We start from the raw sequence: 13,071 nt of genomic DNA on the forward strand, positions 1-13,071 counted from the left end.
GAGAGACCCATGAGCCTGAAACTCTTCTTTGCCCCCGGCGCCTGCTCCTTCGTGCCGCACGCCATGCTCGAGCTGGCCGGCGCTGAATTTGAACCCTCGATGGTGAAACTGCACAAGGGTGAACAGCGTTCGCCCGAGTACCTGGCGCTCAACCCGCGCGGCCAGGTGCCGGTGCTGGTCGATGGCGACGAGGTCGTCACGCAGATCGTGGCCATCCTGCTGTACCTGGACGAGAAGTTGCCCTTGGCCGGCATCCTGCCGCCTGCGGGCCTGGAGCGTGCGCGCGCGCTGCAGGTGCTGGCCTGGATGAACAACACGGTGCACCCCACCTTCACCCATGTGTTCATGCCGCAGAAGTTCACCGACGACGACGCCGCGCAGAAAGCCATTCGCGAATTCGGTGCGGCGCGTTACCGCGAGCTGCTGGGCGAAATCGAAGCGCTGGCATCCAAAGCGGCGCCATGGATGGTGGGTGCCCGGCCCGGTGCGCTCGATGCATACGCGCTCACCTTGCTGCGCTGGGGCGGTTACGCGGGCATCAACCCTGTGGACTTCCCGGCCACGTGGGAACTGGTGCAGCGATTCGCCGAATTGCCCTGCGTGGCGCGCGCCATCGAGCGCGAGAAACTGCAACTCAACGTGTACAAGGCGGCCTGATGCGCCCCGACCGCACAGCGGCTATTCCTGCGCCGCCCTCGTTTTGGTCGGCGTGAAACGCACCGACACCCGCAGGCCGCGCCGGCTGCGCTCGGGGTGCGCGTCTTCCATCGACACCGTGGCGCCGTGCTGCTGCGCAATCTCCAACACAATCGCCAGACCCAGGCCCGAGCCGTCGACGTTGGTGCCCAGCGCGCGGTAGAACGGCTGCATCACGAACTCGCGCTCGTTCTCCGGAATGCCCGGACCGTCGTCTTCCACCTGCAGGATCTGCACGCCGCTGAAGCGGTCCAGCAGCACGCGCACCGTGACCACGCCGCCCTGCCCGGTGTAGTGGATCGCGTTGTCCACCAGGTTGCGCACCATTTCCTGCAAGAGCGTCGGGTTGCCATTCACCAGGCAGTCGTCGGGGGTGTCGTCCGGGCCTTCAAAGCCGAGGTCGATGCCGGCCTCCAGCGCGCGGGGCACCGCGTCCTGCACCACGTCGGGCACCAGCCGGCCGAGGTCGATGCGCGCGCTCGGCAGCGTGCGGCCGGTGGTCTCGGCGCGCGCCAGCGCCAGCAGCTGGTTCACGGTGTGGGTGGCTCGCGCACTGGAGCGTGCGATCTGCTGCAACGACCCGCGGATCTCCACCGGGTCGGTTTCGCGCTGCGCCAGTTCGGCCTGCATGCGCAGGCCGGCCAGCGGCGTCTTGAGCTGGTGCGCGGCGTCGGCCAGAAAACGTTTCTGCGTGGTGAGCGAGGCCTTCAGCCGCGTCAGCAGGTCGTTGATCGACGACACCAGTGGCGCCACTTCTTGCGGGATGAACGATTCCTCGATCGGGCTCAGGTCGTCGGGCTTGCGAGCGCGGATGCGCTGCTCCAGTTCGTTGAGCGGGCGGATGCCGCGCACCAGCGCCAGCCACACCAGCAGCACCGCCAGCGGCAGGATCACGAACTGAGGCACCATCACGCCCTTGACGATCTCGGCGGCCAGGGTGGAGCGTTTGCCTTTGGTCTCGGCCACCTGCATCAGCACCAGGCGCTGCGGGTCGTTGCGCGCCAGCCAGGTGTAGGCCACCCGCACCTCGTCGTCGCGCACCACGTCGTCGCGCAGCATCACCCGCCCGGGCTCCGGCGTTTCGTTGTCGCGCGGCGGCGGGAAATCCATCTCGCCGCTGATGAGCGTGCCGCGGGGATCGAGCACCTGGTAGTACACGAGGTCGCTGTCGTCGGCGCGCAGCAGGTCGCGCGCCTGTGCGTTGAGCTTGAAGGTGATCTGGTCGTTTTCCCGCACCACAAACTGGGTGAGCGCCTGCAGGTTGAACTCGAGCGCGCGGTCGAACGGCTTGCTGGCAATGCCCTGCGCGACGAACCAGGTCAGCACCAATGACAACGGCCACAGCAGCAGCAGCGGCGTGAGCATCCAGTCCAGGATTTCGCCGAACAGGCTGCGCTGTTCGCGCTGGAACAGCCCGAAGGGCATCGGCGCCGACCGGCTTCCCACCGGTGGCAGCGGCTCACTGAAGACCCGGCCGTCAGCTGGCGATTTTTTCAAGGCAGTAGCCCAGGCCGCGCACCGTGGCGATGCGGATCGGACCTTTTTCGATCTTCTTGCGCAGCCGGTGGATGTAGACCTCGATCGCGTTGTTGCTCACCTCTTCGCCCCACTCGCACAAGCGCTCGACCAGCTGGTCCTTGCTCACCAGACGCCCGGCGCGCTGCAGCAGCACTTCGAGCAAACCCAGCTCGCGCGCCGAGAGCTCGACCATCTTGCCGTCGATGGTGGCCACGCGGCCGGCCTGGTCGTATTCGAGTGGGCCGTGGCGGATGGTGTTGGTGCTGCCGCCCATGCCGCGGCGGGTGAGTGCGCGCACGCGTGCCTCCAACTCTTGCAGCGAAAACGGCTTGGCCATGTAGTCGTCGGCGCCATAGTCCAGGCCCTTCACGCGTTCTTCGATGCTGTCGGCCGCGGTGAGCACCAGCACCGGCAGCGCAGAGCCGCGCGAGCGCAGCCGCTTGAGCACCTCCAGGCCGTGCAGCTTCGGCAACCCGAGGTCGAGGATCAACAGGTCGAACTCGTTGTTGGTCATGAGCGCGGCGTCGGCCTCGCTGCCGCTGGACACGTGGTCCACCGCAGCGCCGGCCGCGCGCAGGCTGCGCAACAGGCCGTCGGCCAGGACCTGGTCGTCTTCTGCAATCAGGATGCGCATGGTGAAGTCTCCTGGGCTGCTCGGGCAGCGTTGTTATGGGGCCGCGGCGCGTGGGCGGGCGGCATTCAGGCCGGATTCATTTTAGGTCGCATACCCCGCGTTGCAGCCGGTTGATTGGCAGGGTTTCACCGGGCTGGCACGGCTGCACGGGCACCGGGCGCCTCCGACCCATAGGCCTCCAGGCCCAGCGCCACCACCGTGGCCACCGCGTCGCCCACCTGCGATCGGAACTCGGTTTCTGCCTGCGCCACCGCCGTGCGGAACGCCTCCAGCCAGAGCAGTCCGGTGTCGGTGAACACGATGCGTCGCGCGCGGGCGTCGCGTGGGTCGGGCTCGCGCCGCACCAGCCCCCAGGCCTCGCACTGGGTCACCAGGTCGCCCATGGCCTGTTTGCTCATGCCGGCCTGGTGCGCCAGCTCGGTCAGGCGCGAGCCGTGCAGGCCGAGGTGGCGCGTGATGTGGATGTGGGCCGCGCCCACCTGCGCGCGCGCGGCCAGGTGCGAGAGCGCCAGCGGCACGTTGACGTCGTGCGCCATCAGGCTGAGCACACGCTCGTCGAAGCGGCGCAGCGCCAGGCCCATCAGCCGACCGAGGTGGCCGCCGCGCCAGCGGTCGTCGGGTTCGGCGGGGGATTCGGGGGTGTTGTCGATCATGGGCGAATGGTAAGGCAAACTGACCAAATATCGGGTTGTTTGATTTCAATGCGCCTGTAAACTGCTGTTCAAGCATCCAGCCTGTACACAACCACACAGGTCTTGCCAACCCTTCCAACCAGCCCAGGAGCCCCCATGGACGCAGCCGTCAAGCCCAATCCCCTCAACAGCGAAAAAGCCAAGGCCTTGCAGGTCGCGCTGGCCCAGATCGAAAAGCAGTTCGGCAAGGGCACCATCATGCGACTGGGCGAAGGCGAGGTGATCGAGGACATCCAGGTGGTGTCCACCGGCTCGCTCGGCCTGGACATCGCGCTCGGCGTCGGCGGCCTGCCGCGCGGCCGCGTGGTGGAAATCTATGGCCCGGAATCGTCGGGCAAGACCACGCTGACGCTGCAGGTGATCGCCGAAATGCAGAAGCTCGGCGGCCAGTGCGCGTTTGTCGACGCCGAACACGCGCTGGACATCCAGTACGCGCAGAAGCTCGGCGTGAACCTGCAGGACCTGCTGATTTCCCAGCCCGACACCGGCGAACAGGCGCTCGAGATCGTCGACAGCCTGGTGCGCTCCGGCGCGGTCGACCTGATCGTGGTGGACTCGGTCGCCGCGCTCACGCCCAAGGCCGAACTCGAAGGCGAGATGGGCGATTCGCTGCCCGGCCTGCAGGCCCGCCTGATGAGCCAGGCGCTGCGCAAGCTCACCGCGCACATCAAGAAGACCAACTGCATGGTCATCTTCATCAACCAGATCCGCATGAAGATCGGTGTGATGTTCGGCAGCCCCGAAACCACCACCGGCGGCAACGCGCTGAAGTTCTACGCCTCGGTACGCCTGGACATCCGCCGCACCGGCACGATCAAGAAGGGCGACGACGCGATCGGCAACGAGACCAAGGTCAAGGTCGTCAAGAACAAGGTCGCGCCGCCCTTCAAGACGGCCGAGTTCGACATCCTGTTCGGTGAAGGCATCAGCCGCGAAGGCGAGATCCTGGACCTGGGCGTGGTGCACCGCGTGGTCGAGAAGTCGGGCGCCTGGTACGCCTACAACGGCGAAAAGATCGGACAGGGCCGCGACAACTCGCGCGAATTCCTGCGCGAGAACCCCGAGTTGCGCGTCGAGATCGAGAACAAGGTACGCACCGAGTTGGGCGTGCCGCTGCTGCCGGTGGACGAAGCGCCGGCGCCGGCCAAAGGCGGCAAGGCTGCAAAAGCCGCTGCCAAGGCCGAAGCCAACACCGCCCCGCTGGCCGAGTGAGAGCAGCACTCACGGCCTCGGCCGTGAGCGAGTGACACCATGAGCCCCCACGCTCCCCGGCGAAGGTCCCGACATGGGCTTTGACCAGATATCCCTGAAGGGCCGGGCGCTGCGCCTGCTTTCAGGCCGCGAACACTCGAAGGCCGAGTTGCTGCGCAAGCTGCGCCCGCATGAAACCGAACCGGGCGAGTTGGCCCGGGCGCTGGACGAGCTGGAGGCCAAGGGTTTCATCAGCGAGCAGCGCGTGATCGAGTCGGTGGTGCACCGGCGCTCGGTCAAGCTGGGCGCATCACGCGTGCGCCAGGAGTTGCAGGCCAAGGGCCTGGACCCGCAGGCCGTGGCTGACGCGGTGGCCGGTCTGCAGGGATCCGAAGAAGCGCGCGCGCGCGAGGTGTGGCGCAAGAAGTTCGGCGAGCCGCCCCGCGACGCGGCCGAACACGGCAAGCAGATGCGCTTTCTGCTCACGCGGGGTTTCGGCGCCGACGTGGTGCGGCGCGTGGTGCGCGGCGCGCCCGGTCTGGACGCCGACGACTGAGCTTCAACCGCGCAAGGCGGGCGTGCGCAGCATCCGCCAGGCCAGCAGCGCGCTGGCCACCATGATCCCCGTGCCCAGCAGCGCGGCCGCTTGAAACCCGTCCACAAAGGCCGATCGCGCTGCGTGGCGCAAAGCCTCTGCCATGGCCGCGGGCAAGCCGTCGGCCACGGTGAGTGCACCTCCCAGCGTGTGAACGCCGGCCATGGTGTCGGCCGGAACCTGCCCCGACATGCCGGCCCGGTACAGGCTGGTGGCCAGGCTGCCGAAGACCGCAATGCCCAGCGCACCCGAGAGCTCCGAGCTGGTTTCCGACAGCGCCGACGCGGCGCCCGCGCGCTCGGGTGGTGCCGAGCCGATCACGATGTCGTTGCCCAGCGTGAACACCGGGGCCATGCCCAGTCCCATGAGCACCATGCCGCCGATCAGCCACGCCAGCCCGTGGGGAGCGTCCACCATCGCCATGGCGGCAAAGCCGACGGCGGCCACCGTGAGCCCGGCGATCATGGTTTGCGGAGCGCCGAGCCGCTGTGCAATCGCGGGCGTGAGCATCGATCCCGCCACGAACGACAGCGCCCACGGCACGGTGCACAGGCCCGCGACCAGCGGCGAGAGACCCAGCACCAGCTGCAGGTGTTGCGACACGAAGATGTACACCCCGAACATCGCGAACGAGGTGAGCGCGTAGGTGCAGATCGCCGCGGCGAAGCGGGGCTGGCCAAAGAGCTTCAGGTCCAGCAGCGGGTAAGCAATGCGGCGCTGGCGGCGCACAAAGGCAACGCCCGCCGCCAGGCCGAGCGCAGCGGCCAGCAGGGTTGTGAGACCCGGTTGCCCTTCGGCTGCCTGCTTGAGGGCGAACACACCACCGAGCACCGCGGCCATCGACAGTGCCACGCTGCCCAGGTCGAGCCGACCGGCCTGCGGGTCGCGGTATTCGGGCAGCAGAAAGGGCCCGACCGCGAGCAACAGCAGCATCACCGGCACCGCGGCCCAGAAGATCGCGGGCCACGCAAAGTATTGAAGGATCACACCGCCCACCAGCGGCCCGATGGCGCCGCCCACCGAGTAGCTGGAAATCCAGATGCCGATGGCCACGCGCCGCTCGCGCTCGTCGCGGAACATGTTGGAGATCAGCGAGAGCGTGGAAGGTGCCAGCGTCGCACCGGCGATGCCGAGCAGGGCACGCGTGGCGATCAGGGCGTGGGCCGTGGTGGACAAGGCGGCGGCCACCGAGGCCGAGGCGAACGCGGCCGCGCCGATGAGCAACATGCGCCGGCGCCCCAGCTTGTCGCCCAGCGTGCCCATCGTGATGAGAAAGCCCGCGACCATGAAGCCGTAGATGTCGATGATCCACAGCAGCTGCGCTGCGGTGGGTTGAAGGTCGGCGCTGATGGCGGGCAGGGCCAGGTTGAGCACCGTGAGGTCCATCGCGTACACCAGACACGGCAGGGCGATCACGCCCAGGGCGACCCATTCGCGGCGCGTGGCCTTGGGCGGCGCCATGGCAGGAAGTTGCGGTGCAGCGGTCATGCGAAGAGTCCCCGGCGTTCGTTGAGCGCGGCTCCCCGCAACAAAGCGGAAGCCTGTGCACCCACGACGATCGCAGGCCCCGTCTTTCGACAGCCTGCGCGGGCGCGCTACAGGCCCAGCATCAGCTGGAGGTTTTGCACCGCAGCGCCGCTGGCGCCCTTGCCCAGGTTGTCCAGCCGCGCCACCACCAGGGCATGGTGTGCCGCGTCGTTGCCGAACACGCGGATCTCCAGCTTGTTGGTGTCGTTCAGCGCCAGTGCGTCGAGCTTGCCGCTTTCGGTGGCGGGCTCGACGCTCACCCACTCGCTGCCGGCGTAGTGTTTGGCATAGACGGCGTGCAGGTCGGCCAGCGTCGGTTGACCCGGCAAGGTGTCCAGGTGCAGGGGCAGCTCGACCAGCATGCCCTGCTCGAAGTTGCCCACCGCCGGGATGAAGATCGGGCGACGCGTGAGGCCGGTGTAGGCCATGATTTCCGGGATGTGCTTGTGTTGCAGACCGAGCGCATAGAGCTCGTAGGCCGGTGCTTCACTCTTCTGGTAGGCCTCGATCATGGTGCGGCCACCACCCGAATAGCCGCTGACGGCGGGCAGGCAGACCGGGTGATCGGCGGGCAGCACGCCGGCATCGATCAGGGGGCGCAGCATGGCGATGGCGCCGCTGGCGTAACAGCCCGGGTTGGCCACGCGCCTGGCATTCACCACGGCCTGGCGTTGATCGGCTGCGAGCTCGGGGAAACCGAACACCCAGCCCGGAGCCGTGCGGTGCGCGGTGGAGGCGTCGATGATCTTGGGCTGGTGGCCGACCATCGCGTCGATCATGGCCACCGACTCGCGCGCGGCGTCGTCGTGCAGGCACAGAATGACCAGATCCACCTGGGCCATCAATTCGCGTTTGGCGGCCGGGTCCTTGCGGTGCTCGGGGGCGATGCTCACCACCTCGATGGCGGGCATGCGCTGCAGCCGCTCGCGAATCTGGAGTCCGGTGGTGCCGGCTTCGCCGTCGATGAAAACCTTGGCCATGGCTGGTCCGCCTTGTCAGTGTGGGTTCAGGAGAGCGTCCAACAATCGTGCCTGCTGGCGGTTCGCCGTGCGCGATTTTGGTGCAATGCACCATGATACAGTTACCGGTTGCTGTGTTTTCAGCGCCACTCTTTCGACCACCCGATGCGGATCGGTCGACGATCCCTCTACCCATTCCTGAGAGAGTCCTCATGAAGATCCACGAATACCAAGGCAAGGAAATCTTGCGCCAGTTTGGTGTGCCGGTGCCCCGCGGCATCCCCGCTTTCACGGTGCAGGAGGCGGTCGAAGCTGCCCAGAAACTGGGCGGCCCCGTGTGGGTGGTCAAGGCCCAGATCCACGCCGGTGGCCGTGGCAAAGGTGGTGGCGTGAAAGTGGCCAAGACCGTTGAAGACGTCAAGCGCATCTCGGGCGAGATCCTGGGCATGCAGCTCAAGACCCACCAGACCGGCCCCGAAGGTCAGAAGGTGCGTCGCCTCTACATTGAAGACGGCGCCGACATCAAGAACGAACTGTATGTGTCGCTGGTGACCGACCGCGCAACGCAGAAGGTGGCCCTGATCGCATCCAGCGAAGGCGGCATGGACATCGAGGAAGTGGCGCACTCCACGCCCGAAAAGATCATCACCGAGATGATCGATCCGCTGACCGGCATCACCGAGGCACAGTCCCGCAAGGTTGCGGCTGCCATCGGCCTGACCGGCGCCTCCGTGGACCAGGCCGTGGACATCTTCGCCAAGATCTACAAGTGCTACATGGACACCGATGCGTCGCTGGTGGAGATCAATCCGCTGAACTGCGATTCCAAGGGCAACCTGATGGCCCTGGACGCGAAGTTCAACTTCGATGCCAATGCGCTGTTCCGCCATCCCGAAATCGTCGCCTACCGCGATCTGGACGAAGAAGATCCGGCCGAAGTTGAAGCGTCGAAGTTCGACCTCGCCTACATCAGCCTGGACGGCAACATCGGCTGCCTGGTCAACGGCGCCGGTCTGGCCATGGCCACCATGGACACCATCAAGTTGTTCGGCGGCGAGCCGGCGAACTTCCTGGACGTGGGCGGTGGCGCCACCGCCGAGAAGGTCACCGAAGCCTTCAAGATCATGCTCAAGAACACCAAGGTCAAGGGCATCCTGGTCAACATCTTCGGCGGCATCATGAAGTGCGACACCATCGCCACCGGCGTGATCACCGCCTGCAAGGCAACCAACCTCAGCGTGCCGCTGGTGGTGCGCATGAAGGGCACCAACGAAGAGCTGGGCAAGAAGATGCTGGCCGAGTCCGGCCTGCCCATCATCGCGGCCGACACCATGGCCGAAGCCGCGACGAAGATCGTCGCCGCCGTTAAGTAATGACCTTGGGGGCAGACCTTTAGCTCTGTCCCCGACTGACTAGGAAATACACCATGTCGATCTACATCAACAAAGACACCAAGGTCATCACCCAGGGCATCACCGGCAAGACCGGTCAGTTCCACACCGAAAAGTGCCAGGAATACGCGAACGGCAAAAATGCCTTCGTGGCCGGTGTGAATCCGAAGAAGGCCGGCGAGTCGATCTTCAACATCCCGATTTACGCTTCCGTCAAGGAAGCCGCCCAGCAGACCGGCGCCACCGTGTCGGTGATCTACGTGCCGCCTGCCGGCGCCGCTGCGGCCATCTGGGAGGCTGTTGAAGCCGACCTGGATCTGACGATCTGCATCACCGAAGGCATTCCGGTCAAGGACATGCTCGAAGTGCGCAACCGCATGAAGGCCAAGGAAGCCGCCGGCGGCAAGAAAACCCTGCTGTTGGGCCCGAACTGCCCTGGCCTGATCACGCCCGAAGAGATCAAGATCGGCATCATGCCCGGCCACATCCACCGCAAGGGCCGCATCGGCGTGGTGTCCCGCTCGGGCACGCTGACGTATGAAGCCGTGGCCATGCTGACCGAAGTGGGTCTGGGCCAGTCCAGCGCCGTCGGTATTGGTGGTGACCCCATCAATGGTCTGAAGCACATCGATGTGATGAAGGCCTTCAACGACGATCCCGACACCGACGCCGTCATCATGATTGGTGAAATTGGTGGCCCGGACGAAGCCGAAGCCGCGCTGTGGTGCAAGGCGAACATGAAGAAGCCCATCGTCGGCTTCATCGCCGGTGTGACCGCCCCCCCCGGCAAGCGCATGGGCCACGCCGGCGCGCTGATTTCCGGCGGTGCCGACACGGCCGATGCCAAGCTCGCCATCATGGAAGAGTCGGGCTTCATCATCACGCGCAACCCATCCGAACTGGGCAAGCTGCTCAAGGCGCAGCTGTAAGCTGCGCTGCGGCCGACGTGACAAAGGCAACGCTTGCGTTGCCTTTTTTTCGTCCGGTGTTTGTGTTCGGCCTCAAACACACATAAATGCTTGCTCTGGGGGGCGAGCGTGAAACAAAATGCTACATCTTGGGTTCAATGCCTGCCGCTGACACCCGATGAGAATTGCAGGGCCGCGTTTCAATGCGAGCTCGACCGCCCGCATTGAACCAACCCGGCCCTTCATTCGTGTCCACCAGCCAACGCCAGAACCGGCCCAAGCGCAAGAGCGCCTTGTGGCGCTCCGACGCCGCCATGGGGCTCGCCGTTGTGCTGGCGGTGGTTGCCCTGAACGCCGCCACGGATTTTTTCAGTGGTCTGGAGCGCCGCTTCTACGACCTGGCCAGCACACAGACCAGCCGGCTGCCCAGTGACCGCATCGCGGTCATCGCCATCGACGACCAGAGCGTGGCCAACATTGGCCGCTGGCCGTGGCCACGCGAGGTGCACGCCCAGCTGATCGACCAACTCGGTGCGGCTGGCGCCAAAACCGTGGCGCACACCGCCTTCTTTTTTGAACCTCAAACCGACCGCGGTCTGGTGCAACTGCGCGAACTGCGCGGCCTGCTCGACGGCTCCCAAACGGGCGGCGCGCCGTTGACCGATCTGGGCGACCAGGGCCGTCAGCGCCTGCTGGGTTTCATCGGCCAGGCCGAGGAGCAACTCGACTCGGACGCCCGCCTGGTGGCCAGCATGGCGCGCGCGGGCAATGTCGTCGTGCCTTCGGTGTACGAACTTGGCGAACCCCAGGGTCCGGTGGATCAGCCGCTGCCCGCGTTTGCACGGCGCAGCGCCATCGCCGACAACGCGGCCTTTGGCGTGCCGGCGCTGCGCTCGCAGCAACCGCTGCCGGCGATTGGTGAGGCGGCCCGGGCGGTGGGGCACCTCAACCAGCTGCCCGATGTGGACGGCGCGGTGCGACAGGAGGGTTTGCTGGTCCAGTTCGATGGTTTTGCCGTGCCCTCGATGGCATTGGCGATCGCTGCCAACAGCCTGAACCTCACGGCCAAAGACCTGCGACTGTTGCCCGGCGAAGGCGTGCAGTTGGGACGCAACGTGATTCCGACCGACGACACGGCCCGCCTGCTGCCGCAGTTCTATCCCGACCGTGACGGCCGGGCGGCGTTCGCGGTGGACTCTTTCTACGACGTGCTCTCCGGCCGCATCCCGGCCAGCAAGTACGCCGACAAGATCGTGATCATTGGCGCCACCGCTGCGGGGGTGGGCACCTTGTTCACCACGCCGGTGTCTGCCGCCATGTCGCCCGCCGCCATCCTGGCCCACATCACCTCCAGCATCCTGAGCAACCACCACATCGTGCAACCGCTCTGGGGCGGCTACGCGGTGTTCGCCGCCCTGTTGCTGATCGCCGCTTACATCGTGTGGCTGCTGCCACGGCTGTCTGCAGCGGCCGGCGCGGCCTGCACCGGTGCGCTGTTCGTGGCCTTGCTGGGTGCCGAGTTCGGTTTGTTGTCGGCCGCAGCCACGTGGCTGCAACTGGTGTTTCCGGCGTCGCTTCTGCTCATCGGGCATTTGGCGCTCACCACGCGCCGTTTCCTGGTCACCGAAGCGGGCAAGGCGAAGTCGGACGAAGAGTCGGCCGAAACCAACCGCATGATGGGTCTGGCGCTGCAGGGCCAGGGGCAGCTCGACATGGCGTTTGACCGCATGCGCCGTGTGCCCTTCAGCGACGCCCTGATGGACAACCTCAAGCACCTCGCACTCGATTTCGAGCGCAAGCGCCAGTTCAACAAGGCCGAAGCGGTGTACGAGCACATGGCCAAGCTGGACCGCTCTGATGCCGACGTGCAGCGGCGCTTGAAGCGCGCAAAGAACTTGTCGGAAACCGTGGTGCTGGGCGGCGGTTCGTCGCACCCGGGCGGCACGCTGTTGCTGGACAACGGCGGCGTGGAGAAACCCATGCTCGGTCGTTACCAGGTCGAGAAAGAACTCGGCAAGGGCGCGATGGGTGTGGTCTACCAGGGCCGTGACCCGAAGATCGGCCGCACGGTGGCCATCAAGACGCTGGCGCTCAGCGCCGAGTTCGAGGGCTCCGAGCTGGTCGATGTGCGCGAGCGCTTCTTCCGCGAGGCCGAAACCGCGGGCCGGCTGCAGCACCCCAACATCGTCACCATTTTTGACGCCGGCGAGGAGCACGACCTGGCCTTCATCGCCATGGAGTTTTTGCCGGGCCGCGATCTCGTGGAGTTCTCGCGCCCGGGCGGCCTGCTGCCGGTGACCACCGTGCTGAGCATTGGTGAGCAGGTGGCGCTGGCCCTGGATCACGCCCACCGCCAGCAAGTGGTGCACCGGGACATCAAACCGGCCAACGTGATGTTTGATGTGGCGACCCAGTCGGTCAAGGTCACCGACTTCGGCATCGCGCGCATCACCGGGTCGAGCAAAACCAAAACCGGCATGGTGCTGGGCACGCCCAGCTTCATGTCGCCCGAGCAGCTCGCCGGCCTGCACGTGGACGGCCGCTCCGACCTCTATTCGCTGGGCGTCATGCTGTTCCAGTTGCTGACCGGCAGCCTGCCGCTCAAGGGCGACTCCATGGCGGCGCTGATGTACCAGATCGCCAACCAGCCCGCACCCAGCGTGCGCAGCCTGCGCCCCGATCTGTCACAAGCCCTGGCCGACGTGCTGGCGCGGACCCTGGCCAAGTCGCCCGGCGATCGATACCAGTCCGGTGCCGAACTGGCTGCCCACCTGCGGCGCTGCGTGGATTCTGGAGACGATGCGCCCATGCCGGGAGCGGTGCTGCCTGCGGCCGAGAGCACGTTTGAAGCCACGCACGCCTTCCCGCGCGCATCGGAAAACGCCATGGCTGCCACCCTTGTCACGCCGCCGCCCGCTTCGTCACGCGGTTCCTGAAAAGACAGCTTCGTTCTGCGAGTA

11 protein-coding genes are annotated in these 13,071 nt (G+C 66.3%); 6 read left to right on the forward strand and 5 right to left on the reverse strand.

Annotation, left to right across the window (positions count from 1 at the left end):
• Window positions 1–9: 9 nt before the first annotated feature.
• Window positions 10–657 carry a glutathione S-transferase family protein gene (locus tag BSY239_RS20620; protein ID WP_069048458.1) on the forward strand — a complete coding sequence of 216 codons (648 nt, stop codon included), beginning with the start codon at window positions 10–12 and terminating at the stop codon, window positions 655–657.
• Between the two features lie 21 nt (window positions 658–678).
• Here BSY239_RS20620 and BSY239_RS20625 read toward each other — a convergent pair whose 3' ends face one another.
• The 3 genes from BSY239_RS20625 to BSY239_RS20635 all read right to left on the reverse strand — a co-directional run bounded on the left by BSY239_RS20625 (window position 679) and on the right by BSY239_RS20635 (window position 3,501).
• Window positions 679–2,121, reverse strand: coding sequence for a sensor histidine kinase (locus BSY239_RS20625; protein WP_069048459.1), 1,443 nt, complete (start codon window positions 2,119–2,121; stop codon window positions 679–681).
• Between the two features lie 52 nt (window positions 2,122–2,173).
• Window positions 2,174–2,848, reverse strand: a complete 675-nt coding sequence (locus BSY239_RS20630) for a response regulator (RefSeq protein ID WP_069048460.1) — start codon at window positions 2,846–2,848, stop codon at window positions 2,174–2,176.
• A gap of 125 nt (window positions 2,849–2,973) precedes the next feature.
• A complete protein-coding gene (locus BSY239_RS20635) occupies window positions 2,974–3,501 on the reverse strand; it encodes a MarR family winged helix-turn-helix transcriptional regulator (protein WP_069049127.1) in 528 nt (175 codons plus the stop codon).
• A 135-nt stretch (window positions 3,502–3,636) separates the two neighbouring features.
• Here BSY239_RS20635 and recA point away from each other — a divergent pair, with 135 nt between their 5' ends.
• Window positions 3,637–4,752 carry a recombinase RecA gene (gene recA / locus BSY239_RS20640; RefSeq protein ID WP_069048461.1) on the forward strand — a complete coding sequence of 372 codons (1,116 nt, stop codon included), beginning with the start codon at window positions 3,637–3,639 and terminating at the stop codon, window positions 4,750–4,752.
• Between the two features lie 73 nt (window positions 4,753–4,825).
• A complete protein-coding gene (gene recX / locus BSY239_RS20645) occupies window positions 4,826–5,287 on the forward strand; it encodes a recombination regulator RecX (protein ID WP_069048462.1) in 462 nt (153 codons plus the stop codon).
• A gap of 3 nt (window positions 5,288–5,290) precedes the next feature.
• Here the strand turns inward: recX and BSY239_RS20650 are convergent, their stop codons facing one another.
• Both BSY239_RS20650 and argC read right to left on the reverse strand, forming a co-directional pair.
• The gene (locus BSY239_RS20650; RefSeq protein ID WP_069048463.1) at window positions 5,291–6,814 is read right to left on the reverse strand and encodes an MFS transporter; all 1,524 of its coding nucleotides are present in this window, start codon (window positions 6,812–6,814) and stop codon (window positions 5,291–5,293) included.
• A gap of 107 nt (window positions 6,815–6,921) precedes the next feature.
• Complete coding sequence (argC, locus tag BSY239_RS20655) at window positions 6,922–7,833, reverse strand: N-acetyl-gamma-glutamyl-phosphate reductase (RefSeq protein ID WP_069048464.1); 912 nt, start codon at window positions 7,831–7,833, stop codon at window positions 6,922–6,924.
• Between the two features lie 191 nt (window positions 7,834–8,024).
• On the opposite strand from argC, the gene sucC reads away from it, so the two are divergent.
• From sucC to BSY239_RS20670, 3 genes are all read left to right on the forward strand, one after another.
• Window positions 8,025–9,185 (forward strand): ADP-forming succinate--CoA ligase subunit beta, encoded by a 1,161-nt coding sequence (gene sucC, locus BSY239_RS20660; protein ID WP_069048465.1) that lies wholly within the window; start codon window positions 8,025–8,027, stop codon window positions 9,183–9,185.
• Window positions 9,186–9,238: 53 nt separating this feature from the next.
• Entirely contained in the window at window positions 9,239–10,132 is an 894-nt protein-coding gene (sucD, locus tag BSY239_RS20665; RefSeq protein WP_069048466.1) for a succinate--CoA ligase subunit alpha, read from the forward strand.
• Between the two features lie 227 nt (window positions 10,133–10,359).
• The gene (locus BSY239_RS20670; protein ID WP_236944114.1) at window positions 10,360–13,047 is read left to right on the forward strand and encodes a CHASE2 domain-containing serine/threonine-protein kinase; all 2,688 of its coding nucleotides are present in this window, start codon (window positions 10,360–10,362) and stop codon (window positions 13,045–13,047) included.
• Window positions 13,048–13,071 lie beyond the last annotated feature (24 nt).

This window comes from Hydrogenophaga sp. RAC07 (assembly GCF_001713375.1).
Classification (GTDB): Bacteria; Pseudomonadota; Gammaproteobacteria; order Burkholderiales; family Burkholderiaceae_C; genus Hydrogenophaga.

Bases quoted from the DNA above. Each gene is read 5' to 3' on its own strand.
- BSY239_RS20620 (WP_069048458.1), top strand. From the start codon at position 10: ATGAGCCTGAAACTCTTCTTTGCCCCCGGCGCCTGCTCCTTCGTGCCG.
- BSY239_RS20625 (WP_069048459.1), bottom strand. From the start codon at position 2,121: ATGCCCTTCGGGCTGTTCCAGCGCGAACAGCGCAGCCTGTTCGGCGAA.
- BSY239_RS20630 (WP_069048460.1), bottom strand. From the start codon at position 2,848: ATGCGCATCCTGATTGCAGAAGACGACCAGGTCCTGGCCGACGGCCTG.
- BSY239_RS20635 (WP_069049127.1), bottom strand. From the start codon at position 3,501: ATGATCGACAACACCCCCGAATCCCCCGCCGAACCCGACGACCGCTGG.
- recA (WP_069048461.1), top strand. From the start codon at position 3,637: ATGGACGCAGCCGTCAAGCCCAATCCCCTCAACAGCGAAAAAGCCAAG.
- recX (WP_069048462.1), top strand. From the start codon at position 4,826: ATGGGCTTTGACCAGATATCCCTGAAGGGCCGGGCGCTGCGCCTGCTT.
- BSY239_RS20650 (WP_069048463.1), bottom strand. From the start codon at position 6,814: ATGACCGCTGCACCGCAACTTCCTGCCATGGCGCCGCCCAAGGCCACG.
- argC (WP_069048464.1), bottom strand. From the start codon at position 7,833: ATGGCCAAGGTTTTCATCGACGGCGAAGCCGGCACCACCGGACTCCAG.
- sucC (WP_069048465.1), top strand. From the start codon at position 8,025: ATGAAGATCCACGAATACCAAGGCAAGGAAATCTTGCGCCAGTTTGGT.
- sucD (WP_069048466.1), top strand. From the start codon at position 9,239: ATGTCGATCTACATCAACAAAGACACCAAGGTCATCACCCAGGGCATC.